This window comes from Hymenobacter sp. AT01-02, from assembly GCF_000961955.2.
In the GTDB taxonomy this organism is placed as follows: Bacteria; Bacteroidota; Bacteroidia; order Cytophagales; family Hymenobacteraceae; genus Hymenobacter; species Hymenobacter mucosus.
Map to the genome: position 1 here is coordinate 20,210 of NZ_JZIR02000024.1, position 24,453 is coordinate 44,662.

General features: G+C 53.7%; 19 protein-coding genes, 2 tRNA genes and 2 pseudogenes. 9 read left to right on the forward strand and 14 right to left on the reverse strand.

What is annotated here, in order from left to right:
* Positions 1-112: 112 nt before the first annotated feature.
* Positions 113-1,282, forward strand: a complete 1,170-nt coding sequence (locus VI25_RS09460; RefSeq protein WP_045689926.1) for an efflux RND transporter periplasmic adaptor subunit — start codon at positions 113-115, stop codon at positions 1,280-1,282.
* Between the two features lie 68 nt (positions 1,283-1,350).
* On the opposite strand, the gene VI25_RS09465 is transcribed toward VI25_RS09460, so the two are convergent.
* From VI25_RS09465 to mltG, 9 genes are all read right to left on the reverse strand, one after another.
* Positions 1,351-1,728 (reverse strand): cupredoxin domain-containing protein, encoded by a 378-nt coding sequence (locus tag VI25_RS09465; protein ID WP_045689925.1) that lies wholly within the window; start codon positions 1,726-1,728, stop codon positions 1,351-1,353.
* 33 nt (positions 1,729-1,761) lie between these two features.
* Positions 1,762-4,056, reverse strand: a complete 2,295-nt coding sequence (locus VI25_RS09470) for a heavy metal translocating P-type ATPase (protein WP_052695469.1) — start codon at positions 4,054-4,056, stop codon at positions 1,762-1,764.
* A 195-nt stretch (positions 4,057-4,251) separates the two neighbouring features.
* Positions 4,252-5,499, reverse strand: coding sequence for a PAS domain-containing protein (locus VI25_RS09475; RefSeq protein WP_052695468.1), 1,248 nt, complete (start codon positions 5,497-5,499; stop codon positions 4,252-4,254).
* A 31-nt stretch (positions 5,500-5,530) separates the two neighbouring features.
* Positions 5,531-5,890, reverse strand: coding sequence for a hypothetical protein (locus VI25_RS09480; RefSeq protein ID WP_045689923.1), 360 nt, complete (start codon positions 5,888-5,890; stop codon positions 5,531-5,533).
* Between the two features lie 211 nt (positions 5,891-6,101).
* Positions 6,102-6,186, reverse strand: a tRNA-Ser gene (locus tag VI25_RS09485).
* A 74-nt stretch (positions 6,187-6,260) separates the two neighbouring features.
* Positions 6,261-6,347 (reverse strand) — tRNA-Ser (locus VI25_RS09490).
* Between the two features lie 136 nt (positions 6,348-6,483).
* Complete coding sequence (locus VI25_RS09495) at positions 6,484-7,434, reverse strand: YihY/virulence factor BrkB family protein (protein WP_236704990.1); 951 nt, start codon at positions 7,432-7,434, stop codon at positions 6,484-6,486.
* A 95-nt stretch (positions 7,435-7,529) separates the two neighbouring features.
* A complete protein-coding gene (locus VI25_RS09500) occupies positions 7,530-8,045 on the reverse strand; it encodes an acyl-CoA thioesterase (protein WP_045689939.1) in 516 nt (171 codons plus the stop codon).
* Positions 8,046-8,165: 120 nt separating this feature from the next.
* Positions 8,166-9,242 carry an endolytic transglycosylase MltG gene (mltG, locus tag VI25_RS09505; protein WP_082455468.1) on the reverse strand — a complete coding sequence of 359 codons (1,077 nt, stop codon included), beginning with the start codon at positions 9,240-9,242 and terminating at the stop codon, positions 8,166-8,168.
* A 194-nt stretch (positions 9,243-9,436) separates the two neighbouring features.
* Here mltG and VI25_RS09510 point away from each other — a divergent pair, with 194 nt between their 5' ends.
* Together VI25_RS09510 and VI25_RS09515 are read left to right on the forward strand one after the other, a co-directional pair.
* Positions 9,437-11,266 carry a T9SS type A sorting domain-containing protein gene (locus VI25_RS09510; protein WP_052695467.1) on the forward strand — a complete coding sequence of 610 codons (1,830 nt, stop codon included), beginning with the start codon at positions 9,437-9,439 and terminating at the stop codon, positions 11,264-11,266.
* Between the two features lie 196 nt (positions 11,267-11,462).
* Positions 11,463-12,091 (forward strand): annotated as a pseudogene (locus VI25_RS09515) (L-threonylcarbamoyladenylate synthase).
* Positions 12,092-12,134: 43 nt separating this feature from the next.
* Here VI25_RS09515 and VI25_RS09520 read toward each other — a convergent pair.
* Both VI25_RS09520 and VI25_RS09525 read right to left on the reverse strand, forming a co-directional pair.
* Positions 12,135-13,028: a lysophospholipid acyltransferase family protein gene (locus VI25_RS09520; protein ID WP_045689921.1), complete on the reverse strand. Its 894-nt coding sequence runs from the start codon at positions 13,026-13,028 to the stop codon at positions 12,135-12,137.
* A 3-nt stretch (positions 13,029-13,031) separates the two neighbouring features.
* The gene (locus VI25_RS09525) at positions 13,032-13,907 is read right to left on the reverse strand and encodes a hypothetical protein (protein ID WP_045689920.1); all 876 of its coding nucleotides are present in this window, start codon (positions 13,905-13,907) and stop codon (positions 13,032-13,034) included.
* 130 nt (positions 13,908-14,037) lie between these two features.
* Between VI25_RS09525 and VI25_RS09530 the strand changes: the two genes are divergently transcribed.
* The 5 genes from VI25_RS09530 to VI25_RS09550 all read left to right on the forward strand — a co-directional run bounded on the left by VI25_RS09530 (position 14,038) and on the right by VI25_RS09550 (position 21,332).
* Entirely contained in the window at positions 14,038-14,670 is a 633-nt protein-coding gene (locus VI25_RS09530) for a WbqC family protein (RefSeq protein ID WP_045689919.1), read from the forward strand.
* Between the two features lie 124 nt (positions 14,671-14,794).
* On the forward strand, positions 14,795-17,413 hold the full coding sequence (locus VI25_RS09535) for an ATP-dependent Clp protease ATP-binding subunit (RefSeq protein ID WP_045689918.1): 2,619 nt from the start codon (positions 14,795-14,797) through the stop codon (positions 17,411-17,413).
* A gap of 264 nt (positions 17,414-17,677) precedes the next feature.
* Complete coding sequence (locus VI25_RS09540; protein ID WP_045689917.1) at positions 17,678-19,246, forward strand: acyl-CoA carboxylase subunit beta; 1,569 nt, start codon at positions 17,678-17,680, stop codon at positions 19,244-19,246.
* Between the two features lie 121 nt (positions 19,247-19,367).
* Positions 19,368-20,438, forward strand: a complete 1,071-nt coding sequence (locus VI25_RS09545) for a M42 family metallopeptidase (RefSeq protein ID WP_055562455.1) — start codon at positions 19,368-19,370, stop codon at positions 20,436-20,438.
* A gap of 105 nt (positions 20,439-20,543) precedes the next feature.
* Positions 20,544-21,332, forward strand: coding sequence for an ABC transporter substrate-binding protein (locus VI25_RS09550; RefSeq protein WP_045689916.1), 789 nt, complete (start codon positions 20,544-20,546; stop codon positions 21,330-21,332).
* 106 nt (positions 21,333-21,438) lie between these two features.
* On the opposite strand, the gene VI25_RS28415 is transcribed toward VI25_RS09550, so the two are convergent.
* The 3 genes and pseudogenes from VI25_RS28415 to aroB form a co-directional block, all read right to left on the reverse strand.
* Positions 21,439-21,951 (reverse strand): 3-phosphoshikimate 1-carboxyvinyltransferase, encoded by a 513-nt coding sequence (locus VI25_RS28415; protein ID WP_316934293.1) that lies wholly within the window; start codon positions 21,949-21,951, stop codon positions 21,439-21,441.
* A gap of 2 nt (positions 21,952-21,953) precedes the next feature.
* Positions 21,954-22,571, reverse strand: coding sequence for a hypothetical protein (locus VI25_RS28420; protein ID WP_316934294.1), 618 nt, complete (start codon positions 22,569-22,571; stop codon positions 21,954-21,956).
* A 216-nt stretch (positions 22,572-22,787) separates the two neighbouring features.
* Positions 22,788-23,881: pseudogene (aroB, locus tag VI25_RS28855) on the reverse strand (3-dehydroquinate synthase).
* A gap of 73 nt (positions 23,882-23,954) precedes the next feature.
* Between aroB and VI25_RS09565 the strand changes: the two are divergent.
* Positions 23,955-24,401: a hypothetical protein gene (locus VI25_RS09565; RefSeq protein WP_045687652.1), complete on the forward strand. Its 447-nt coding sequence runs from the start codon at positions 23,955-23,957 to the stop codon at positions 24,399-24,401.
* Positions 24,402-24,453 lie beyond the last annotated feature (52 nt).

A 24,453-nucleotide genomic window follows, 5' to 3' on the forward strand; every position in this document is an offset into this window, starting at 1 on the left:
TTTTCACTATAAGAAACCCATAGCAACCCAACCTACGGGCTTCGCTTCCTCGGCGCTTGCAACACGGCATTCCGGCTACGCGCCGACGGTGACAACAAATCGGCCTTTTCATATGAAATATACTTTTCTCCTACTGCTAGCTGGCTTGGCAACGGCCTGCGGCCGTGATACCCCTCCTGAAACCAAGACGGTGGCCCCAGCCGCTACGCCCGCTCCCCCCACCAACCCCGACCAGGTTAGCATCAGCCCGGCGCAGGCCAAGGCAGCCGGTATTGAGACGGGCTCCTTCGCCTGGAAAAACATGACCTCCGATGTGCAGGCCAATGGCAGCATTGACGTACCTCCCCAAAATCAGGCGTCTATTTCGGCGGTGATGGGCGGGTATGTGCAGTCGGTGGCCGTGCTACCGGGGCAGCAGGTAAGCCGGGGTGGAACGGTAGCCGTGCTGCGCCATCCTGATTATTTGAAGCTCCAGCAAGACTACTTGCAGAGCAAAGCCCGAGTCACGTTTCTGCGGCAGGAGCTGACGCGCCAACAGACCTTGGACGCGGAAGATGTGGGCGCCAAGCGCAAACTACAGCAAGCCCAGAGCGATTATCAGTCGGAGCAGGCGATACTGCGAGCTACGGCCGGCCAGCTGCGCATGCTAGGAATTGGTATGACCCAGCTTGACCGGGGCGTTATTTCCCCCACGGTGCCCCTTGTCTCGCCCATCGGCGGGTACGTGAAATCCGTCAACATCAACCCCGGCCAGTTTGTAGATCCTCAGGCTGTGCTGGTAGAAGTGGTGGACCGCTCCGATTTGCACTTGGAGCTAAAAGTGTTCGAACGGGATATTGTACGGGTGAAAAAGGGCCAGCGCATCCTATTTAAAATTCCTAGCCGCGGCTCCAATGAAGATCTGACGGCCCGCGTGTTTCTGGTGGGCAAGGCCTTCAATGATGACGCCCGCACGGTGAGCGTGCATGCCCACTTGGAGCCCGAGCGCGACGATGTGCTGCCTGGCCAGTACGTGGCGGCCCACATTCAAACCGCTGGTGCACGCCAGCGCACATTACCCGAAGATGCTGTTATCCAAGCCGGGGAGTTTAGCTACATCTTCGCCCAGGCAGCAACGGGTGGCCACACCTTCCAGCGTTACAAAGTAAAAACCGGCCCTGCCGAAAACGGCGACGTGGCCGTGACGCTGCTAGAGCAGCTTCCTGACACAATGCGCCTAGTTCGTCATGGCGCTTACTTCCTAGATGCCGAGCTTAAGAAAGGCATGGACGCAGAAGAGTAAGCATTGAACAAAGAACTGTATAACAGCTTCGTATCTAGCATTGCCGGTTGGCGAGCCAAACCCCCAAGCTAGCGCACTACCAGCCGGCCGCGCAGCATGTGCATGCCACAGGTAAACTCGTACGTGCCCGGTTGCGCAGGCGTAAGCTCAATGGTAGTAGTTTGGAAAGCTGACAGCTCCCGGCGGATGCGAAAATCAGGTAGTAGCAGTTCTTCGGAGCAGCTATTATCCTCGGCGCGGTGAAATCGTAGCTGTACGGGGCGGCCGTGCTCAACTTCTACCACTGCAGGAGAGTAGCCACCCTGCACCTGAATGTCTATAGCTTGCACACCTCCATCAGCGGCCACGGCCTGCGCGCTAGTTTGATGGGTAAAGAAGAAGTACCACACTACCAGTCCAATCAACAAAAGACCGCCACTTGTTACAAACAGTTCTGCAGTATCCATAGCTGTAATTGAAAAAGAGTAGGTGCCTGCGAGCTAGCGCCGCAAGCGCAGAGAGTTTGTAAGCACCGAGACTGAACTTAACGCCATAGCACCGGCGGCCAGCATCGGCGACAAGGTGATACCGAATAGGGGGTACAACACGCCCGCCGCCACGGGAATACCCAGCACGTTGTATACAAAAGCAAAGAACAGGTTCTGCCGAATGGTGCGGATAGTTTGCTTCGACAGCTCAATGGCCGTGGCTACACCGTGCAAATCGGAGCGCATGAGGGTGATACCGGCCGCTTCCAGCGCTACGTCAGTGCCCGTACCTACTGCCAGACCAACATCAGCCCGGGCTAACGCGGGAGCATCATTGATACCGTCGCCCACCATGGCTACCACGCGGCCCTCGGCTTGCAGCTCCTGCACTTTGCTGGCCTTGTCCTGAGGTAGTACTTCGGCAAAGTACCGCTGTACGCCTACTTGCTGCGCTACAGCCGCGGCAGTTTGCGCATTGTCGCCAGTAAGCATGACGACTTCCAGCCCTTGCCGCTGCAAACGCCGGATGGCTTCGGCAGCGGTGGCCCGCACAGTATCTGCCACCGCTAGTACTGCCACCGCCTGGCCTTCTTCAGCCACAAACAGCACGGTATTCGCAGCGGCCAATAGAGCAGTAGCTGCTTCAGCCAAGGCGGTTGGTAGAGGTATGTTGTGCTCCGTCAGCAAGCGGCGGTTACCAATTAGCAGAGCCTTGCTCTCAACTGTACCCGCTGCTCCACGGCCTTCCAGGGCCTGAAACTCGGTGGTCTTACCCATTATCACTGCTCCCTGCTGCTCGGCGTAGCGCACTACTGCCGCCGCCAAGGGGTGTTCGGATTGCCGCTCTACTACGGCCACGCGACGCAGGAGGCCCGCCACATCGGGGTAGCCGGGGGCTAGCGTAAATTCCGTCACGGCCGGCTCCCCTTCCGTGATGGTACCGGTTTTATCGAGCAGAATGGTATCTACTTTGTACGCTTTTTCGAGGGCCTCAGCATTTCGGATAAGCACGCCCTGCTCCGCTCCTCGCCCAGTGCTTACCATAATAGCGGTGGGCGTTGCCAGCCCCAGAGCGCATGGGCAGGCAATGATGAGCACGGCCACGAAGTGCACTAGCGCCAGCGGTAAGCGCTGGTCACTTGCAGCAAAGTCAAACCAGACCACGAACGTGAGTAGAGCCAAGCAGACTACAGTGGGCACAAAAATGGCGCTGACTTGATCGGCGAGGCGCTGAATGGGCGCCCGGCTACCCTGGGCTTCCTCTACCAGGTGCACAATGCGGGCCAGCATAGTGTCGGCACCTAGCTTGGTTACCCGAAAGCGAAACGAACCGGTTTTGTTAAGGGTGGCCCCGTACACGGAACTACCTAGATACTTGGCAACGGGCAGGCTTTCTCCTGTGAGCATGCTTTCATCTACCGCCGACTTGCCTTCTATTATCTCGCCGTCGGTGGCTACCTTTTCACCCGGGCGCACCAGCACTACATCATCGAGGTCAAGCTGCTCTACGGGCACATCTTCCTCCCGTCCGTCTGGGCGCACTACGCGGGCCGTACGGGCTTGCAGGTTCAGCAATGCCCGAATAGCAGCTGAGGTGCGGGTTTTGGCCCGCGCTTCCAGCACTTTACCAAGCAGAATAAGAGCAATGATGGTTGCCGTAGTGTCGTAGTACACCTCCGGGGTCAAACCCCGACTGGTGAAAAAACTAGGCACTACCGTAGCAGTTAAGCTGTACAGAAACGCGGCTCCGGTACCCACTGCCACCAGTGTGTCCATGTTGGCAGAGCGGTGGCGGAAAGCATTCCATGCTGAAATGTAAAACTCCTGTCCACTGTAAAGCAGCACCGGCAGCGTCAGCAGCAGTAGCCCGTAGTTCAGCACTGGCATGCTGATGCGGTGCATAAGCGTAGGCCAGAGCATTAGCATAGATAAGGGCATGATGATGACCGTGAGACCCACGGCTACCCACAACCGACGCTTAAGATGCGCGTAATCAGTAGCTTTTTGGCTTTCCAGCAGTGCTTGGCGCTCTTGGGCAGTGGTATCGGGGCGGGGCTCTGCTACTTGGAATCCGGCCTGTCGTACCACTTCCTTGAGCACCGCCCGGTTGGTGGCAGTAGGCAGGTAGTCAATGGTAGCCTTTTCGGTGGCGAGATTTACCCGAGCATCCTGCACGCCGGGGGCACGCTTGAGGGCACGCTCTACGGCGGCAGAGCAGGAGGCACAGCTCATGCCCATAATATCCAGGCTGGTTTTGGCAGCTTCCTGCGCGGCCTGGGGTTCCATAGGTGAAAGAGTGTCGTTCATAGTTTTGGAGCAGTAGGCATCTAGGTGCTTACTATCATCAAAGTAACAACCAAGTAGGGCCGCTGGTAGTGCGGGATTTAGGTGGGTACTGTACGAAATTCCGCCGCTACAGCCTCCTAGAGCTAAAAGCCCCGCCTCGCCAGTAGAAGTGGCAAAGCGGGGCGCTAAAGTAGGATGCGTGCGTATGAGAAGTAGCTAGCTGCTGAGCCGCTGGCGTAGTTCCTGCACTTCTCGCTCCAAGTCGAGCGTGCGGAACATTACTTTGGCTTCCAGATCGGAGTAGGCGCGCTCCAGTTGGTCTTGTAGCTGCTTTTGCTCGGTCACGTCGGTATGGGTACCGCACCACCGCACAATCTGGCCAGCGTCGTCCAAAACAGGTAGGGCCCGGCTTAAAAACCAGCGGTATTCGCCGTCTGCGCGCCGTAACGGAAAGGTATCTTCCCAGGCCTCACCCGTTCGAATTGCGGTTTGAAACTTCGTTCGGACCTGCTCGGCGTAGTCTGGGTGGTGTACGTGCTGCCAGTCTTGGTTATGCACGTGCTCGGATGAGGTGCCCGTGTACGCAAACCACCGGTCGTTAAACCAGAAAATACTACCCGCTTCGTCTGCCATCCATGCCATCTGCGGAATGGCATTTGCCAGCGTAGTGAAGTCCTGCTCCCGCTTGCGCAGGGCTAGCTCGTTCATCTTCTGGTCGTGAATGTCGGTGCAGGTGCCAAACCATTTTACTATCTGCCCTTCACTGCTATACACTGGTAGGGCTTGCCCCAGAAACCAGCGGTAGGTGTTGTCCTTGGCTTTGAAGCGGTATTCTATCTCGTAGAATTCGCCGGTAGCCAAGGAATGTCCCCAAATCTCGCGGGCCCGTTGCCGGTCATCAGGATGCAGAAGGTTGTTCCACATATCGGGACCCACACTATCCGCTAAAGTATAGCCCGTGAAGTCGGTCCAGCGCTGGTTGAAGTAAGTGTGAAAGCCCGTGGGGTCCGTGGTCCAGACAAGCTGAGGAATCAACTCGGCCAAAAAGGAAAAGTCCGCCTCTGCGCCCGTATTTCCGCCCGCGCTTTGGCGCGACACTTCTACGTCGATTGTGCTAATAATCCACTGTTGCACAATGCCGACATCGTTCATCTGCGGATAGCCCGTGCTCCAAACCCACCGGTACTGGCCGTCCTGCCGGCGAATACGAAATTCGACCTGATATATCTGGTTGGCTGCTAAAGCTGCCTTCCATTGCTCGCTCAGGCGCTTCTGGTCGTCGGGATGCACGAGTGACAGCCACTGCGCCTGCACCTCGCTCAGCGACAAACCCAGGAAGTGCAACAGCTGCGGGCTGGCATACACTACTCTGCCGCTCGCATCGGTGGTGCCTAGCATACCAGCAGCCGATACACTACTGCTGGCAGGAAGAGGTTGTTCTGTATTCAAATCGGCTATAGCCATGTAAGAAAAATGGTTTGGCGTCTGAAGCACCTCAAGGACGCGCCAATTGCATCTCCATTCCTGACTGGAAATATAGATTAAGTAAGCTTTCACTGCCACTGCGCGAACGACGCAGGCGTGTTACCAAGGCGCGGGTTTGCTCCCAGGTTAGGCTAAGTTCCAGATACGGCCGGTTCAGCAGCGCATCGCGGAGCACCGACCAGTGCCCACTATCACGTTGGTTAGGAGTCTGGACTTGCACGGCGCCGGGTTCCAGGTAAAACCGCTCCGCCTGTGCGAGTACACTTCCCGGCTCGGTGCGGTTCAGCACCCGATCTGCCACGCGCCATTCACCGGTGAGATACTCATCGGGCAACTGCTGCAGATTGACATCAAAAAGCAAGTCGGACATATATAGAGCAGTTAAACGCAGCCTCGCCTAGTATAGTTGAGCTTACTATCTCAAAGATAAGGCATGTGCTGGCAGCTAGTGTTACTGGTACGCTACGTTTTGAAGATACTACCCCAACATGAAAAGTTGCTGAAGTTGCCACTTCCTAAGCACTGTTCTTCGCCTAGGCGCAATAAAAAAGCCCTGCTTCTAGCTGAAGCAGGGCTTTTTGCAGAGGAGGAGGGATTCGAACCCCCGGAAGTTTAACCTTCAACGGTTTTCAAGACCGCCGCAATCGACCACTCTGCCACTCCTCTGGCAATTCGTACCCGAAGGTGCGAAAAAATTTGTAAAAACACACTTTCTCACCTGTTATGAGAAGTACTTAGTGCAGAGAGGGGGGGATTCGAACCCCCGATACCGTTGCCGGTATAACGGATTTCGAATCCGTCGCATTCGACCACTCTGCCACCTCTCTGTAAGGTTCCAAATCAGTGGTTTGGGATGGCAAAAGTAGAGAGCATTTAGTAAGGCGCAATAGACCAGCAGCATTTTTTTCTTCGCTACGATCTTGTGTGCTCATTTTCAGCCACAAAGTATTTACTGGTTACCACTTAGGGTTTGCGCAGGCGGCCTGTTACGGCATCAATGCTCACGTTTACCTCAAACCCTAGAATCAGGGTCATGCACACGAAATCTAGCCATACCATGAAGCCTACTAGCGTGCCAATAGAGCCATAAAAGTGGTTATAGCTATCGAAGATTTTAACGTACAAGATGAACAGGAAGGACACCAGAAATATCAAGAGGGTAGCCACTATTGCTCCCGTTGAGATAAAGGGCCATTTGTCGTGCACGGGCGGCACGTAATAGTACACCAAGCAGGTAGTAAGCAGAAACAGTCCCACCACTGACCCATACCGGAGCACAGCCGTGAGCTGGTCCGTCATGGCCTCCGGCACAATCTCGTGGTACACTAGGGCGTCGATGATGTAGGTTCCGAAGAAGATGCTGGCTACGGAGAACAGTAGTACCGATGATAGGACCACGGTGAGCAGCGTAGCAATAACCCGTTTACGAACGTAAGTGCGTTTCTTGAACGAAGGATATTTTTTCTCGAAAGCATCGAGCAGCGCCATGATGCCGTTGGAGCTAAGCACTAGAGCAGTAGCAAAACCAAACGAGAGCAAACCGCCGTGGGGGATGTTTACGATGTCCTCGATGGTACCCGAAACGGCCACGTACATTTCTCGAGGAATTAGATCGGCCAGGAACTGTAGAATATCCAGATTCAGGTTTGGAATAGGGATATACGGAATCAGCGTAAACAGGAAGATGATGGTGGGAAAGATGGCAATAGTGAAGTTGAAAGCCATGTAGCTGGCCCGCTTTGCTACACCATCTAGCTTAATTTCCTGCATAATGCGGTCCACCACGTCGTAGACCGACGCTTTTCCATTGTGAAACCGTAGCCGCTTAAGCCACACGATAAACTTGCGGTAGCTGCGGCGGCGGCGCACATCTGGAAGATGGTAGCGACGGACAGGAAGGCGCATAGTTTTCATAGGCCAACAAAGGAAGCAGGAGTGATAAAGGCCGCTGATACGGGGTATCTGCCGGCTAGCACCTCAACATCAAGTTTTACCAAATAAGGTCCCTCCTACTCTCCAGTCTCGGGCTCCGTGCCCTTCAAGAAGGCGGCAGGTGCGGGGGCGGTAGCGGGCCGTTTTTCGTGCGGTGGTGTAAGCGGGCCCGCCGTTTCCTCGTCGGAGAAATACCCAACTAGCTTCTCCTGTATGTGCCCTGGAATAGGTACCGGCCGGCCGGTAGCCATGCTCACAAACACCATAAGCGTATGCCCCTCCGTGAGTAGCTCTTTGGCTTCGTTGTAGATTTCGTACTCAAAAAGAATCCGCGACCCTTCCGCAGGCTGCTTCAATAGCAACCGCACCGTCAGCAGGTCATCGTAGCGGGCAGGAAGGCGGAAACGGGTACGAATTTCACCCACGGGCATCCCTACTCCTTCGGCTTCCAAATCTTTGTAGCTAATGCCTAGCTGCCGGAACGCTTCGGTGCGACATACTTCAAAGTACGCCGCGTAGTTTCCGTGATACACGTAACCCATTTGATCGGTTTCGGCATACCGCACGCGGATGTTAGTATCGGAAGTGTACATGAATTGCAACAGGGTGCTAGGGTGGAGAACTACAGATAGAGTAAGAACAAGCTCAGCTAATATATTTTACAGCACATTAGGCGCGTCGGGCGCCGGCTACATGCTGCCTAGTAGCTGGAGTTACTTCATGATGCCAGCCCGGCTCAGAGCCGCCTGGTACCGGCGCGCGTTTACCAAGTGCCCCGCCTCGTTGGTAGCAAACGCATGGTAGCCGCTGAAGTCTTCTTTGGCGCAGAAGTAGAGGTAATCGTGGCTTTCGGGGTTCAGCACGGCGTCAATGCTAGCAATGCTGGGCAGGTTGATAGGGCCGGGCGGCAGGCCCGCGTATTTATACGTGTTGTAGGGCGAGTCTTTAGCTAAGTGCACATTCAGCACACGCTTGATAGTGAAGTCGCGGTTGGCGTATACGACGGTGGGGTCGGCCTGGAGTTTCATTCCGCGCTTGAGCCGGTTGAGGTACACGCCCGCTACCCGGGGGCGCTCGTCGGGGTGCTGCTGCTGCTCAGCTTCCACAATGCTAGCCAGAATGCTCACTTCCGTGCGAGTAAGGCCTAATTTCTTACGCTGGGCGTCGCGTTCAGGCGTCCAAAACTTCTCATACTCCTTTTTCATCCGCTGCATTAGGTTGTCGGCGGACGTATTCCAAAGCAGCTCATACGTGTTCGGGATGAACATCGTCAGAATACTCGTGGTGTCGAAGCCTAAGCTTTTAGTGTATGCTGGGGAATTCAGCAAGGAATCGAACTGGCTAGGGCGAGCATCAATGGTGGTACTAAGCTTGCGAGCCAAGTCCTCACGGAGACGGATGTTTTGGAACGTCAGCATGAGGGGCAGCTTGTTGCTTCCAGTGCGTAGGTCGTTAATCAGCTGGCGGTTGGTGTAGCCGTCTTTCAGCTCGTACCGTCCTGGCTTCACCAGCTTCTCGTATTTCATAAGCCGGGCCACGAAGTGTAAGCTCAGCTTATCGATAATTACTCCGCTGGCGTCAATGGAGTCCAGCACTTGCTTGGCCGTCTCGCCGCGGCGCACTACCACGTACGTAGGACGGCCTTTGGTTTCTACGTTCGGGGTGAAGAATATCTGATAGAAATAGTACGAGAACGTAATGAGCAGCAGCCCGATAATGCCCGTGGTATACGCAAAGCGGTTGCGGCGCTTCGTGGCTTTAGCTTTGTAGTCGATGCGGGTTTTGGCCATGAATGACAAGTAGAAAGCAAACAGGTACAGAGGGGGTTAGGACAAACCCTTTGGGTAACCAAGGGGTTTGAGGTAGCTTTGGGCCTCCAAAAGTACGCGGAATCTGCGGCGGAAGTATAGTCTAGCCTCTTTGGTTCATCAGCGTCTTTTGTCCTACTCCCCTAGTACCCTTTCACCCTCCTATTTTATTCTTGATGAAACACACGTACTCTTCCTGGCCGCGCCGCGTAGCTGTGGTTGCCACGTTACTGAGTTTTGCTTCGGTAGCTCACGCTCAAACGCTACTAGGCCAGTACTCCTTCACGGGTGCCACCGGCTCAGAAGCCACTTTTAATGCGGATGCCCAACCTACTAATGCCCAGCTCAGCCCCGTTACCCGTGGAACCGGTGTAGTAGCCTCTGCCGGATCAAATACCTTCGCTGCTACTGACTGGAGCACTGCTGCTCTTGATGCTACCGACTACTTCAGCTTTTCTGTAACGCCTAGTGCTGGGTATACTCTCCGCCTAGACAGCTTGCGCCTAGATGAGCGCCGCTCCGGCACTGGTATTCGCGACTGGGCCATCCGTTCCAGCCTCGACAACTTCACTGCTAACCTTCTGGCAGTCAATGTACCCGACAACACCGATACCCGCAACAACACTTTGATAACTTTACCAGCTGCATTTGCGGCAGTGGCCTCGCCGGTAGAGTTCCGCATTTATGGCTACAATGCTGAGGCTGCTGCGGGAAGTTGGCGTATCGATGATCTGCGGGTACTTGGCACGGCGGTGGCTAGCTCCACTACTGTACCTACGATTACTTTTGGAGCTACTGCTGCTACGGTAGCCGAAAACGCTGGCACCGTGCAACTACCTATTACGCTAAGTGCAGCCAGCACTCAGGCTATTACTGTAGAAGTAGCCGTTGCAACTGCTGGGGGTACAGCTACCTCTCCCGCTGATTACACCTTTGCGACGCAAACGCTGACGTTTCCGGCCGGCTCTACGGCCGCTCAAAACGCTACGCTGACCATTGTGGACGACGCTGCGTTTGAATCAGCAGAAACTGTTGTTCTATCGTTGCGGAATGTGTTGCCAGCTGGTGCTGCTACTGCGGCCGGCTCCTATACCCTCACCATCACCGATAATGATGTTGCACCTACTCCTGTTATTTCGCCTATTGCCACTCTCACGGTAAACGATGCGACGGGTGTGCCCATGCAAAATGGTGCTGCCGTAGCCGTTCGTGGCACGGTATACGGCACAAATACCCGCACGACGGGCTACCAACTGACGGTTATCGACAACACCGGCGGTATTGGCATTTTCTCTTCTACTGCTATTGGCACCATTGTGCTGGCAGAAGGTGATTCGGTGGAAGTAGCTGGCACCCTGGGTCAGTTTAATGGCCTTACTCAGATTACCCTTACCAGCATCACGCCCGCCGGCCGCACCCGTCGCACCTACCAGCCCCGCGTTATCACCACGGCCCTCACGGAAGCCGAAGAGTCGGAGTTAGTACGTATTCCGGGCCCACTTACGGCTACCAACCCTGGCCAGTGGCTAACGAACTCGCCTGCTACAACTACGGGCTACAACGTAACAGTAGCAGATGCTAACGGCGTAGCCTACCAGATTCGTATCAACAACGGCACTACCTTATACAACCAGCCAGCTCCGGCCGGTCCGTTCTCGCTCACGGGCATTGGCTCCCAGTTCGACAATTCATCGCCTTACACGGAAGGCTACCAGATCATTCCGCGTGGCTTGTCTGACTTAGTGCTCGGGCGTCGTGAGGCTGCGTTTGCCGCTACCGTTGCTGTCTTCCCGAACCCGGCTACTACCCAACTCACCGTGCAGGTAGGCGCGGCTGGTCGTGGGGCTACGCTGGAGGTATTTAACAGCCTGGGCCAGCGCGTACAGCAAGCGTCAGTACTGACAAATGAATCGCAGCTAGACATATCAGCACTGAAGAGTGGGGTATATTCTGTTCGCCTCACTACCAAAGCAGGTAGCGTTTCTCGCTTGTTCGTGAAGCAATAAACTTTACCAATTCCGCATAAAAAAGGCTCCGGCACAATGCGCCGGAGCCTTTTTTATGTTCTCAAATAGCAGATAAAGGCAACTCTACGCGTCTTTTTATCGAAAGAGTAGCAGGTTTACTCCTCTCCTTGTACATTGACCGCCCCGCTGCTTCTTGGCGCGGAGGGCCCTGTTCACCCAAATTTCCCGTTTCGCTATGGCTGCTACGCTGCTTCGCATTCACCCCGATAACCCACCTCAGAACCGCCTCCTACAGGCCGTAGACGTACTTCGCAACGGTGGCGTTATTATCTATCCAACCGATACAGTGTATGGGTTGGGGTGTGATATCCACAATGCAAAGGCCGTGGAGAAGCTATGCCGTATCAAGGGTATTCATCCCGATAAGGCTAATTTATCCTTTATCTGCTCCGACCTCTCGCACATCACCGACTACGCTCATGGCATTACTACGCCGGTGTATAAAGTGCTAAAAAAGGCGTTGCCGGGCCCGTTCACCTTTATTTTTGAAGCTAGCCCCAAAGCGCCGCGATACGGCGGCGTGAAGCGAAAAACCGTTGGTATTCGGGTACCGACAATAACATATGCACGAGCCTCGTGCGAGAGCTAGGCAACCCTATCGTGTCCACGTCCATTCACGACGACGACGAATTGCTGGAATACAGCACCGACCCAGACCTGATCTTCGAGAAATACCGGCCTTTGGTTGACCTAGTGATTGATGGGGGCTTTGGTAATAACATTGCCAGCACTGTCGTCGACTGTACAAACGAAGATTTTGACATCATCCGTCAAGGTGCCGGCGATATAGAGCAGTATCTGTAACTCAGAACTAGGCAACCTAAATAAACTGGCTATGCTTAGCCAGTTACAAGTTTCGCTTGTGCTTCCAGCGGCGGTGCGACCAGAGGTAGTCGGGCGGACTAGCCTGAATATCTCGTTCAAGCTGCCGAGCAAAGGCTTCCGTGAGTACGTGGGAGCCTTTTATAAGCGATGTTTCACCGTCGTGGAACTCAGTAAACGTAATTTCATAGTAGCCACGACGTACACGCCGAATTCCTACGTACACTGCTGCACAATGCAGTTGAGCAGCCAACTTATCGGCTCCCGTGTAGAAGGGCGTGTCTTGGTGTAAAAAGGTAGTCCAGTACGGATGATCTTCGGGGCCAGCAGCTTGGTCAGTGAGTAAGCTCAAGGTACGGCCAGTACCTCTATACTGCACTAAGTCGCGCAGGGTAGCCAGCATAGGGACCAGATGGGCTCCGGTGCGGCTACGCAGGCGGCGCATGAAATCCTCAAAGAAGGGGTTCATCAGCGGCTTGTACACTCCGCCAGCCTGCCCCGGGTAGTTTAGTGCTGCCGCCGCCAGAATCCATTCCCAGTTGCCAGCATGAGAACCCAGGGTCAGCACCTGCCGCTTCTTTGCGAATAAATTGCTGAGTACTTCTGGATTGGTGAAGCGTACTCGGTGCCGCAGTTCGGTTTCAGATATGGCACGCAGTTTCAAAATCTCCACGATAACCTGGGCGAAGTGCCAGTAGAATTTCTTCCCAATGCGGCGGATTTCGGCTTCCGTTTTATCCGGAAAGGAATTGCGCAGGTTTTGTAGTACTACCCGCTGCCGGTAGCGTAGCACATACGCCATAAGGACATACAGCACCCCAGCTACAGCATACAGCGCAGACAAGGGTAAGCTAGCTATACCTACCAGTACCCACTCTAGCGGGCGGTAGTACCAAGACGCTGACTTCTTTTTACTCATTCATTAGGGCGTTACGGCCCCGGCAGGCGCGTAATCGTCGGGGTTACGACTTAATTTGGCTGTTTGAGAGGCAAGCAGTTGATTCTTGGCATTACGCACTTCCACAAGTAGCACGTACTCGCCGGCCGGCACCTTGCTAATATCTACTTCACCTGACACTACAGTAGGCTTGCCCGAAGCGCCCGTGACGCTACCAGTAGTAGTCACCAAGTCTTTCGTAGCAGTAGGAGTTCGTAATCGATACCGCAACGTGAGCGGCTGATCGGCTGTGGCATTATGTAGCTCGGAGTAAAAGTACACCTTCTCGGCTCCACGAGCATACAACCCACCGGGGGCACGGGTTAGACTAAAGCCGTTCCGAATAAAATTGTTGCCATCGGCTATAGTGCGCGAGGCAGGTTTTGCTAGCAGCACAATATCGCTTAAAACAGGCTTAATAGAGGTTGATTGCAGGACAAGCGGGACTTCCACAATGTTGGCGGTACCTCCTTTATACTGGTCACGGACTTGGCCTCGCAGCACATAGCTTCCATCAGGCACTACAATGCGCTTTTGAAAGCTAATGGGGTTTTTAATAACCGCAGTGGTGTCGCGCAGCACAGGGGGCTTCAATAGTACTGTTTCCTGGTACACTGCTGCCCCGTCAGGACGAATGATTTCTAGCGTAACAGTGGCTGCCGCTTGAAAGAGCTTAGGACCACGGCGCTTGTACGTCAACGACTGCCCCGAAACCGTAGCGTATACTTCCACCACTGCGCCTTTTACGGCCACGTTTTCATTGCGAAAGCGTGCAACATCTAATACCAGTTGCGGGGGGGCGGCAGCTTGTGCTGCGCCTAGTAGAAGAAAGAATAATAGAGTAAGTGCAGCACGCATCATGTCAGCTTGTCGGGTTCAAAGATATTGCTTTCCTTAAAATGCCTTTCGGCAGGATAATGGTTCGGTTCGTTCGGCAGAATGCTCTTCCTTACCGCTTAATGGTTTCTCAGAGCCCATAATCGCCTTTCGTATGCCCGTTCTGTTTGAAACCCACTACCATCCACCTATTGCATTTTTTGGTGAATTAATTGGCAACCAGACACTATGGCTGGAAACCCAGGAGCACTACCGCAAACAAACCTATCGGAACCGTTGCCTTATTCTCACTGCACAAGGAGTAAAGCCTCTTACCGTGCCAGTAATAGATGGCAACCGCAGCGAAAAAGTGCTGATTAACGTCGTAGAGATTGATTATCGTCAGAACTGGATTCATCAGCACTGGCGCACATTGCAAACCGCTTATGGTGGCACACCGTATTTTGAATATTACGCCGACTATCTGCACGATATTTACGTACAGAAGCCTAGGTTGCTTTTTGACCTTAATCTGGCTTTTCTGCGTTTCTACTTACGCTGCTTACGCCTGCCGCTTTCCCTTCAGCTTACTACTGAATATTTGCCCTCTTATCCCTCCTTTCCCCCTCACGTTCCTACTGCATCTGTGCTAGACCGCCGCGACTGGCTGACACCAAAAACTGCCGAACCTGACAGGAAGTCGGGTAAGTCGTATCGCCAAACGTTTGGTAAAGATTTTGTACCGGGACTCAGCATCTTAGACCTGCTATTCATGCAGGGACCGGCCGCCGGCAGTTTCCTTACGTAGTGTACTTGCCGCCTCCGAACCTTCGCCCGTCACAATCTGTTTTCAGATAACAACGGCCAAAACCCGCATTTGCTGCCTCCACTTACACTTGCGGGGTTCCGTTTTTCTTCACTACCTTATCTGCATGGAAGCTAAATTCTCAAATCGAGTCAAGGAGGTCATCTCCCTGAGCCGGGAAGAGGCCATCCGGCTCGGGCACGACTATATCGGTACCGAACACTTATTGCTGGGCATGATTCGCGAAGGGGAAGGCACGGCCATCGGCTTGCTCAAGAAATTGGGCGTTTCGGTGGACGAGCTGAAGTATGCCCTTGAGCAGGCCACTCGCAACACGGCCACGCAGGGCACGAGCATCACTGGCTCTATCCCACTGACGAAGCAAACCGAGAAAGTCCTCAAGATTACCTACCTCGAAGCTAAAATCTTCAAAAGCGAAATCATTGGCACCGAGCACCTGCTCCTGTCGATTTTGCGCGATGAAGACAACATTTCGTCTCAAATCCTCAGCAAATTCAACGTGAACTACGAATCCGTGCGCGATTCGCTGGACTACCACGGTAACACGGCGAACAACCCAACTAACGGCCCTGAGGCCGACGATGATGACAACGACCGCCTCTTTGGAGGTGGTGCAGGCCGCGGCGGTGCTGGCGCCGGCGCTACTCCAAAGAAAGGCAACGAAAAGTCGCGCACTCCGGTGCTCGATAACTTCGGCCGCGACCTGACTAAGCTAGCTGAAGAGGACAAGCTCGATCCTATTGTAGGTCGCGAAAAAGAAATTGAGCGTGTTGCCCAAATTCTGTCACGCCGCAAAAAGAACAACCCTATTCTGATTGGTGAGCCTGGTGTTGGTAAGACGGCTATTGCTGAAGGCCTTGCCCTGCGCATCATCCAGAAGAAGGTATCTCGTGTACTGTTTGGTAAGCGCGTAGTTACGCTTGACCTTGCTTCACTGGTGGCTGGTACTAAGTACCGCGGTCAGTTTGAGGAGCGCATGAAGGCCGTAATGAATGAGTTGGAGAAGTCGCCCGACGTTATCCTATTCATTGACGAGCTGCACACGATTGTAGGCGCTGGTGGCGCATCTGGTTCACTAGATGCTTCCAACATGTTCAAACCTGCCTTGGCTCGTGGCGAGATTCAATGCATTGGTGCTACTACGCTCGACGAATATCGTCAGTACATTGAAAAGGACGGCGCCCTTGCCCGTCGTTTCCAGATGGTAATGGTAGATCCTACCACTCCAGAAGAGACGATTGAAATCCTGAACAACATCAAGGACAAGTATCAGGACCACCATCACGTTCTGTACACCGACAAGGCAATTGAGGCTTGTGTGAAACTGTCGGACCGCTACATGTCGGACCGTTTCCTCCCCGATAAGGCCATCGACATTCTTGACGAGGCTGGTGCCCGTGTCCACATCAACAACATCGTGGTGCCCGAAGATATCCTCAAGCTTGAAGAGCAGATTGAGAATATCAAGACGGAGAAGAACCGCGTTGTGAAATCGCAGAAGTACGAGGAAGCTGCTAAGCTCCGCGACACGGAGAAAAAGCTGATCGATCAACTCGACCAAGCCAAAAAGGACTGGGAAGAGGAAACCAAGAAAAAGCGCTACACCGTAAAAGAGGAGAATGTAGCTGAGGTTATTGCCATGATGACTGGCATTCCTGTTTCCCGCGTAGCTCAGAACGAAAGCTCTAAGCTCCTGAAAATGGGTGATGAGCTGAAGGGCAAGGTGATTGGTCAGGATAAGGCCATTGCTCAGCTTGTGAAGGCTATTCAGCGTACTCGCGTAGGTTTGAAAGACCCTAAGAAGCCAATCGGCTCTTTCGTATTCCTAGGCCCAACTGGTGTAGGTAAGACGGAACTGGCGAAGGTGTTGGCTAACTACCTCTTCGATAAGGAAGATTCGCTCGTGCGTATCGATATGTCGGAGTACATGGAGAAATTCAGCATCTCGCGCCTGGTGGGCGCACCTCCCGGCTACGTAGGCTACGAAGAAGGCGGTCAGCTCACAGAAAAGATTCGTCGCAAGCCATATTCGGTTATTCTGCTGGATGAGATTGAAAAAGCTCACCCCGACGTGTACAACCTGCTTTTGCAAGTGCTAGATGACGGCATTCTGACCGACGGCCTTGGCCGCAAGGTGGACTTCCGCAACACCATCATCATCATGACCTCTAACATTGGAGCTCGTGACTTGCAGGACTTCGGGGCTGGCATTGGCTTCGGCACTAAGGCTCGTCAGGAGAACATGGACGAGATTACGAAGGGCACTATCACTAATGCTCTGCGCAAGACCTTCTCACCAGAGTTCCTCAACCGTTTGGATGATGTTATCGTGTTCAACTCGCTTGAGAAGCACGACATCCACCGCATCATTGACATTTCGCTATCGAAGTTGCTCAACCGCATCCAGACACTGGGTTACCGTGTAGAGCTGACCGATGCTGCTAAGGACTTTGTAGCCGAGAAAGGCTACGATCCGAAGTATGGTGCACGTCCGCTGAACCGGGCCATCCAGAAGTACATTGAAGATCCAATTGCGGAGGAAATCCTGAAAGCAGAAATCGCCCAGGGCGATGTTATTACGGCCGATTACACTGCCGATGCTGAGGAGCTAACCTTCTCCGTAAGTAAGAGCGGTGAAATGCCCAACCTTGCCAGCGATGAGCGCCCGGAAGAAACTCCCGAGCCCAACGATGACGAGCCAGACACTAAGAAGAAAGGCGAGTAATCGTCATTCAATATGAGAAAGGCCGGCTCCCACCTAGGAGCCGGCCTTTTTTGTAGCTTAATAAGCTAACCGTTATTAGTACAGTAGTACAGGTTCTAACTCATTAACCTTAGTACTTTCAAGATACAAGTGTCAACAACAGCACCTCGATATCCTAGCCATTGCTAAGCCGCCCCACAATTCTGGTGCGGCTTTTCTTTGTTGGTGCGTTACCTTTGGTTTCCTGACCTAACTAGTACACTCTGCATTTCCTACTCCCGCCCAATGTCTGATTCACGCGCTGAAGCCCACCTGAGTAAACTCGAAATTCTTGAACGCAAAAACCAGGAAGCTTTATTGGGCGGCGGCCAAGCCCGCATCGACGCCCAACACAAGAAAGGCAAGCTTACTGCCCGCGAGCGGATTGATCTGTTACTTGATGAAGGATCGTTTGAGGAGATAGGAAAGTTTGTAATGCACCGCTCTAAGGACTTCGGTCTTGACAAGGAATACTACCTAGGCGATGGAGTAGTAACGGGTTATGGTACCGTCAACGGCCGCTTGGTATATGTGTTCTCCCAAGATTTCACCGTTTTCGGCGGCTCTCTTAGCGAAACCCACGCCGAGAAAATTGTAAAAATCATGGACCTAGCCATGAAGAATGGAGCCCCCGTGATTGGGCTTAATGACTCAGGCGGGGCCCGTATTCAAGAAGGAGTAGTAAGCTTAGGTGGCTACGCTGATATCTTCTACAAGAACACCCTGGCCTCAGGCGTAGTACCTCAGCTCTCGGCTATTATGGGGCCGTGCGCAGGCGGCGCGGTGTACTCGCCCGCCATTACCGACTTCATTCTGATGGTGGAAGATACGAGCTATATGTTCGTGACCGGCCCCAACGTAGTGAAGACGGTGACCCATGAAACCGTTACGAGTGAGGAGTTGGGCGGTGCTAGCACGCATTCTACCAAGAGTGGCGTGACGCACTTCACAGCACCCAACGAGGTAGCGTGCATTAACCAACTCAAGGCCCTGCTGAGCTACATGCCGCAGAACTGCGAGGAAACGGCACCCGCAGTACCCTACGAAACGGGCTTGGATGAGTCGCGGCCGGTGCTGGACTCCATCATCCCTGACAACCCAAACCAGCCGTACGACATCCGCGAAGTAATTGAGGGCATAGTCGATACTGATTCGTTCTTAGAAGCACATCAGAACTTCGCTGAGAACATTGTGGTCGGGTTTGCCCGCCTTGGTGGTCGCAGCACTGGAATAGTAGGCAACCAGCCGGCAGTACTGGCCGGTGTGCTCGATATTAATGCCTCGACCAAAGCGGCGCGGTTCGTACGGTTCTGCGACTCGTTTAACATTCCGCTGCTGGTGCTGGAAGATGTACCGGGCTTTCTACCGGGCACCGATCAGGAATGGCGGGGCATTATTACCAATGGTGCAAAGCTGCTCTATGCCTTCTGCGAAGCTACGGTACCGCGTATCACGGTTATCACCCGTAAGGCGTACGGTGGAGCTTACGACGTAATGAACTCCAAGCACATTGGAGCCGACATGAACTACGCTTGGCCTACTGCCGAAATTGCCGTAATGGGCGCCAAAGGAGCCGCCGAAATCATCTTCAAGCGAGAAATTGCTCAGGCGGCTGACCCGGAAGCGAAGCTGCAAGAGAAGGTAGATGAGTACCAGGAAAAGTTTGCTACTCCCTACCGCGCGGCCCACCGCGGCTTCGTAGATGAAGTAATTTTACCTTCTCAGACGCGCCAGAAGCTAATTCGGGCGTTTAAGATGTTAGAAAATAAAGTAGACACCTTGCCGCGCAAGAAGCATGGCAACATCCCCTTGTAAATAAAGTCCCTGTTACGATCGAGCGAGGTAGCGCGAAGGACTGAGAGCTACCCTGTTCTGACCTAGAAAAACAACCTGGTGCGAAAAGGTCCTTCGCATAGCCCAGGATGACACCTACCGTATGCGTCAAGAATCGTTTGACTTCCTCCAGAAGTACCTAAATAACCCCTCCCCTACTGGTTTCGAGAAGGAAGGACAGAAACTCTGGCTCGAATATATCAAGCCCTACATCGACGAGTATTTTGTCGACACCTATGGTACCGTAGTGGGCGTTATCAACCCCGAAGCTGAGTACAAAGTAGTGATTGAGGCCCACGCCGACGAGATCAGCTATTTCGTAAACTTCATCACGGAATCGGGCTTCTTGTATCTGCGTAAAAACGGAGGTTCCGACCCCTTGGTAGCGCCAAGCAAGCGCGTAAACATCCACACAAAAAAAGGCATAGTGAAGGCCGTATTTGGCTGGCCAGCTATTCATGTGCGGAAAGTAGAGCAAGACAAAGCCCCTACTATTGAAACTGTGTATTTGGACTGCGGTGCGTCTTCTAAGGAAGAAGTAGAGCAGTTGGGTATTCACGTGGGTTCGGTAGTAACCTTCGAAGATGAGTTCACCGTCCTCAATGACCGGTACTACGTAGGCCGCGCCCTAGATAACCGTATCGGTGGCTTCATGATTGCTGAAGTAGCCCGCATGCTAAAGGAAAACGACAAGAAGCTACCTTTTGGCTTGTATGTGGTAAATGCCGTGCAGGAAGAAATTGGCTTGCGCGGCGCGGAGATGATTGCTCACCGCATTAAGCCCGATGTTGCCATCATCACCGACGTGACGCATGACACGCAGTCGCCGATGTATGAGAAAAAAACTGCCGGCGACATTTTCTGCGGAAAAGGCCCCGTAATCACCTACGGCCCGGCGGTACAGAATAACCTGCGCGACCTTATCATTGAGACGGCTCAGGCAGCGGAGATTCCCTTCCAGCGGGCCGCCGCTACCCGTGCCACGGGCACCGACACCGACGCATTTGCTTATTCGGGAGCAGGCGTGGCTTCGGCCCTGATTTCGCTACCCTTGAAGTACATGCACACCACGGTAGAAACCGTGCATAAAGACGATGTGGAGCATGTAACGCAGCTTATCTACGAAACGCTGTTACGCATTGAAGACAAGCAGGACTTCCGCTATTTTAGCTAAGTAGTGCCGTTGGGCTGCCCGTCGAAGAGGCGCTGTTCTGTGGTATGCAGAGCGGCGCCTCTTCTGCGTATGGCTATCGTTTGAAGCAGGTCAACTTTTTATTTCATGCTGGATTTTCTTCCGCCGCTTACCGTTACCGACCAAATGGGACGGCGTGTGGCAGTGCCCTACCCCCCGCAGCGAATCGTGTCGCTTGTACCTTCCCAAACCGAATTGTTCTACGACCTGGGCCTGGGTAGCCGGGTAGTAGGCGTTACGAAGTTTTGTATTCACCCGCGGACAGCGCGGCAGCAGGCCCAAGTAGTAGGCGGCACGAAAAATTTTGATTTCGCGAGAATTGCCAGCTTAAAGCCCGATTTGATTTTGGGCAATAAGGAGGAAAATTTTGAAGAGGGAATTGCAGAGCTGGCAAGTAAGCACCCGGTCTGGATGAGCGACATCACAAACCTGGAGGCCTCCCTGGATATGATCCGGCGCGTTGGACTCATAACCGGCCGACAAGCGAAAGCAAATTCGCTAAGCGCAGCAATAGCAGCATCTTTTACGGCTTTACAGGTTTCTGATTCGCTTGTGCCTGCTGCCTACTTTATTTGGCGTAAACCCTATATGGTAGCAGCAAGCGGCACGTTCATTAATGATATGCTGCAGCGGGCGGGCTTTCAAAATGTGTTTGCGCAGCTACAGCGCTATCCTGAAATTACCCCTGCTCAACTAGCAGAGGCTGCACCACACCAGATTTTGCTTTCTTCGGAGCCTTACCCGTTCGGCGAAAAACACCGAGTGGAGTTTCAGGCCATCTGCCCAGGGGCTACCATTCGAATCGTAGACGGCGAGTTATTCAGCTGGTATGGCAGCCGGCTCCTACACTCAGCGGATTACTTCCGAACTCTCTGATACGTGCGGTTTACTTTCGCCCGCTTCTCTTTCAAAATAGATTACCAAACAACTGCGCCCACTAGTATGCTAGCGGGGCGCAGTTGTTTGGTAATTGAGAAGCAGATTAGCGGACCTCGAAACCTATTTTTCCCAATTCCTGCCAGAACTGTGGGTAGGATTTGCGCACTACACGGGGAGCCTCAATAGTTAGAGGTCCACGCAGGGCTAAGGGCGCAAAAGCCATAGCCATGCGGTGGTCGTGATAAGTAGCTACCGTTTGATTTTTAACTTCGAAGCCATCAGCTGAAACGCGGAAGCGGCCCTCTCCTTCGTCCGTGAGGGCACCACCAAACTTTGCTAACTCCTGTTGCAGGGCAGCAATCCGATCCGTTTCCTTAATGCGCAAGCTTTCCAGGCCTGTCATGATAGTAGGCACACCAAGAGCAGCAGCTACCACGGCTACAGTTTGCGCCAGATCGGGGCAGTCGGTAAAATCCTGCTCTACGGCGGCGGCAGGTGCCGTCTGGGTCAGGCGCACCGATTCATTAGCTAAGAATTCGGTCTGGACCCCAAGCTGTGCCATAATACCCACAATAGCTTGGTCGCCCTGCCAGGAGTATCGGCGTAGCGTGGGCAAGGTTAGGTGGGAGCCGCTGGTGCTAAGGCTACCATTGCATACCAATAGCTAGCCGCCGACCAGTCGCCTTCCACGGTGTAATCGGTGGGCTGGTAGGCCTGGGAGCGCACTTCCAACACCTCGCCCAAGTCGCGGCACTGAGCACCAAAGTGCTGCATCAGTGCCTGCGTCATGCGGATGTAGGGGCGCGAGCCGACCTTACCCGTAAGCCAGATACGCAAGCCACTTGGCAAGGTGGGCCCAATCATCAGAAGGGCCGAGATGTACTGGCTGCTGATGTCGCCGCGCACTGTTAGCTCAGTAGGATCTTCCTCTGCTGGCTGGGGCGTACGCCCTTGCAGGCGCAAGGGTGGGTAGCCCTCCTGCCCGGCATACTCTATCCGGGCTCCCAATTGGCGGAGCGCTTCTACCAGAACCCCAATGGGGCGCTCCAGCATGCGAGCAGTACCTACCAATTCGGTTTGGCGCCCGGTCATAGCAAGATAAGCCGTCAGAAAACGCATCACTGTGCCGGCATCTTCAGCATCGAAAGTAGCGGCAGCGGGGTCTTGGAGCAGCCGCTCCATGAGTTGGGTATCGTTAGCGTCCGACAGATTACGTAGCTGGCCGCCACCAGCCAAGGCTTGAATAATCAGGCGCGGTTGCTTTCACTTTTGGAAGCCGGAACTTGCGCACTTCCGCGCAGAACTTGGCTTGGCCACGTCAGCTGGAGAGAAGCAGGGTACTCAGGGGAGGATGAAATCGTCATGCAAAAAAAATGAGGCCGGGTACTAGCTAGCATCCGACGCTAACCGCAGGCTCAATAGCAGCGGCAACAAACAGAAATACCGGCCAACTCAGAGCCGGTGGTAGTAACGCAAGGAAGCAGCAATTTCGGCAGGAGTTACGGGTTGGTCATACACGGCACGGCCAATTCCTTCCAGTAGGGTGCAGTTGATAGTGGAACCCACGTTCTTCTTATCCTGATAAGCAAACTCCGCAATAGCCTCCGTCTCAAGTGTTACGAACTGCACTTTCTCGAAAACCGAAAACAGGAAGGTCTCAATCGTATCAAGTTCCTGCTCGCTCAGAAGCCCCTTTTCGCGGCTCAGCCAAGCCTCGCATATCATTCCGGCAGCTACAGCTTCGCCGTGCAGAATTTCGCGGCCAGGCTGAAGTAGCAAATAGCTCTCTAGGGCATGGCCGACGGTATGCCCGTAATTGAGCACTTTGCGTAGGCCACTTTCCAACGGATCTTGGGCTACTACCTGTTCTTTCAATAGTACCGACTCCCGAATCAGGGGCAGCCATTCCTCCACGAACATACCAATGCTCCGGTTCTGCTGGAAGGCGTCGGCATCGGCAATCAGCCAGTGCTTTACTATCTCGGCGTAACCAGCTTCAACTGCCGCGGGTCCAGGGTCTGCAAGAACTGCGGATCAATGCACACGGCCGCTGGCTCCTGAAATACGCCCAGTTGGTTTTTGAAGCCGAGGAAATCAACGCCTGTTTTGCCTCCTACACTAGCATCTACCTGCGCCAGCAAGGTAGTGGGCACCTGAATGAAGCGAATACCCCGTTTGTACACCGCCGCACAAAAACCACCCAAGTCCGTCACTACCCCACCGCCCAAGTTCACGAGCACGGCGTGGCGGTCTGTGTTCTGCTCCGTAAGCTGCTGCCACACGGTATCACAGGTAGCAAGCGTCTTAAATTCCTCGCCGGCGGGAATTTCAATTAGCCGATGAGTAGGCGGCAAATGCGGTTGTAGCAGGGGGTAGCACAAGCGGGCCGTGTTAGCATCGGCTAGTACCCAAACCTGTCCTACAGCTGGACGGCGGAGCAGTTCTGCCAGTGCGGGCAGCGCTTCTGCGCCCAAAAATAATGTGTCTGTCAAGGTCGTGTCGGTTTCAAAAAAACTTATGCGCTTTGGTAGCGTGAAATTGCCCAAAATTCACTTGTTTTGATGCAACTATTTAAGCTTTATATCGCTCATAGTAGCGCAACTTAAGCTCTATTATTTTATGAATTCTTTCTTACGTCAGTTATTCATTACTGGTGGGGCTGCAGTATTCTTGGCAGCATGTAACCGTGACTCATTACCAACCGCAGAGGAACAGCTAGTGGGCCGTTGGGAGTGGGTGGAAAGTTCTATTGTTTCGGATCCGGCTCTTACTCCGGCCGTTACCGGGCACCGGATTCGGATTGAGTTTGACCGGCGCGGGCGGGCTCGGTTTTTCGAGGACGGCACTTTGCGGGGTGCAGCAGCATATTCTGTACGGCGCGCCGCCCGTAGCAATGCCAAAAACAAATACCGTCACGTTATTATTTACCGTGGTTACCAAAGCAGTCAATACTATCTAGTCTCCGGCAACCGGTTATATCTCCAGGACGCCAACGGCAAGCTTAGTAACCACCAGTACATCCGCGTAGCTAATTCTACTACTCCTGTAGCAGCTAACGCTCAGTAAGTATAGAATTACGCAGCATAGCGACGGTATTGGCTATAAGCTACCTAAGTGG

Bases quoted from the DNA above. Each gene is read 5' to 3' on its own strand.
- VI25_RS09460 (WP_045689926.1), top strand. From the start codon at position 113: ATGAAATATACTTTTCTCCTACTGCTAGCTGGCTTGGCAACGGCCTGC.
- VI25_RS09465 (WP_045689925.1), bottom strand. From the start codon at position 1,728: ATGGATACTGCAGAACTGTTTGTAACAAGTGGCGGTCTTTTGTTGATT.
- VI25_RS09470 (WP_052695469.1), bottom strand. From the start codon at position 4,056: ATGAACGACACTCTTTCACCTATGGAACCCCAGGCCGCGCAGGAAGCT.
- VI25_RS09475 (WP_052695468.1), bottom strand. From the start codon at position 5,499: ATGGCTATAGCCGATTTGAATACAGAACAACCTCTTCCTGCCAGCAGT.
- VI25_RS09480 (WP_045689923.1), bottom strand. From the start codon at position 5,890: ATGTCCGACTTGCTTTTTGATGTCAATCTGCAGCAGTTGCCCGATGAG.
- VI25_RS09495 (WP_236704990.1), bottom strand. From the start codon at position 7,434: ATGAAAACTATGCGCCTTCCTGTCCGTCGCTACCATCTTCCAGATGTG.
- VI25_RS09500 (WP_045689939.1), bottom strand. From the start codon at position 8,045: ATGTACACTTCCGATACTAACATCCGCGTGCGGTATGCCGAAACCGAT.
- mltG (WP_082455468.1), bottom strand. From the start codon at position 9,242: ATGGCCAAAACCCGCATCGACTACAAAGCTAAAGCCACGAAGCGCCGC.
- VI25_RS09510 (WP_052695467.1), top strand. From the start codon at position 9,437: ATGAAACACACGTACTCTTCCTGGCCGCGCCGCGTAGCTGTGGTTGCC.
- VI25_RS09520 (WP_045689921.1), bottom strand. From the start codon at position 13,028: ATGAGTAAAAAGAAGTCAGCGTCTTGGTACTACCGCCCGCTAGAGTGG.
- VI25_RS09525 (WP_045689920.1), bottom strand. From the start codon at position 13,907: ATGATGCGTGCTGCACTTACTCTATTATTCTTTCTTCTACTAGGCGCA.
- VI25_RS09530 (WP_045689919.1), top strand. From the start codon at position 14,038: ATGCCCGTTCTGTTTGAAACCCACTACCATCCACCTATTGCATTTTTT.
- VI25_RS09535 (WP_045689918.1), top strand. From the start codon at position 14,795: ATGGAAGCTAAATTCTCAAATCGAGTCAAGGAGGTCATCTCCCTGAGC.
- VI25_RS09540 (WP_045689917.1), top strand. From the start codon at position 17,678: ATGTCTGATTCACGCGCTGAAGCCCACCTGAGTAAACTCGAAATTCTT.
- VI25_RS09545 (WP_055562455.1), top strand. From the start codon at position 19,368: ATGCGTCAAGAATCGTTTGACTTCCTCCAGAAGTACCTAAATAACCCC.
- VI25_RS09550 (WP_045689916.1), top strand. From the start codon at position 20,544: ATGCTGGATTTTCTTCCGCCGCTTACCGTTACCGACCAAATGGGACGG.
- VI25_RS09565 (WP_045687652.1), top strand. From the start codon at position 23,955: ATGAATTCTTTCTTACGTCAGTTATTCATTACTGGTGGGGCTGCAGTA.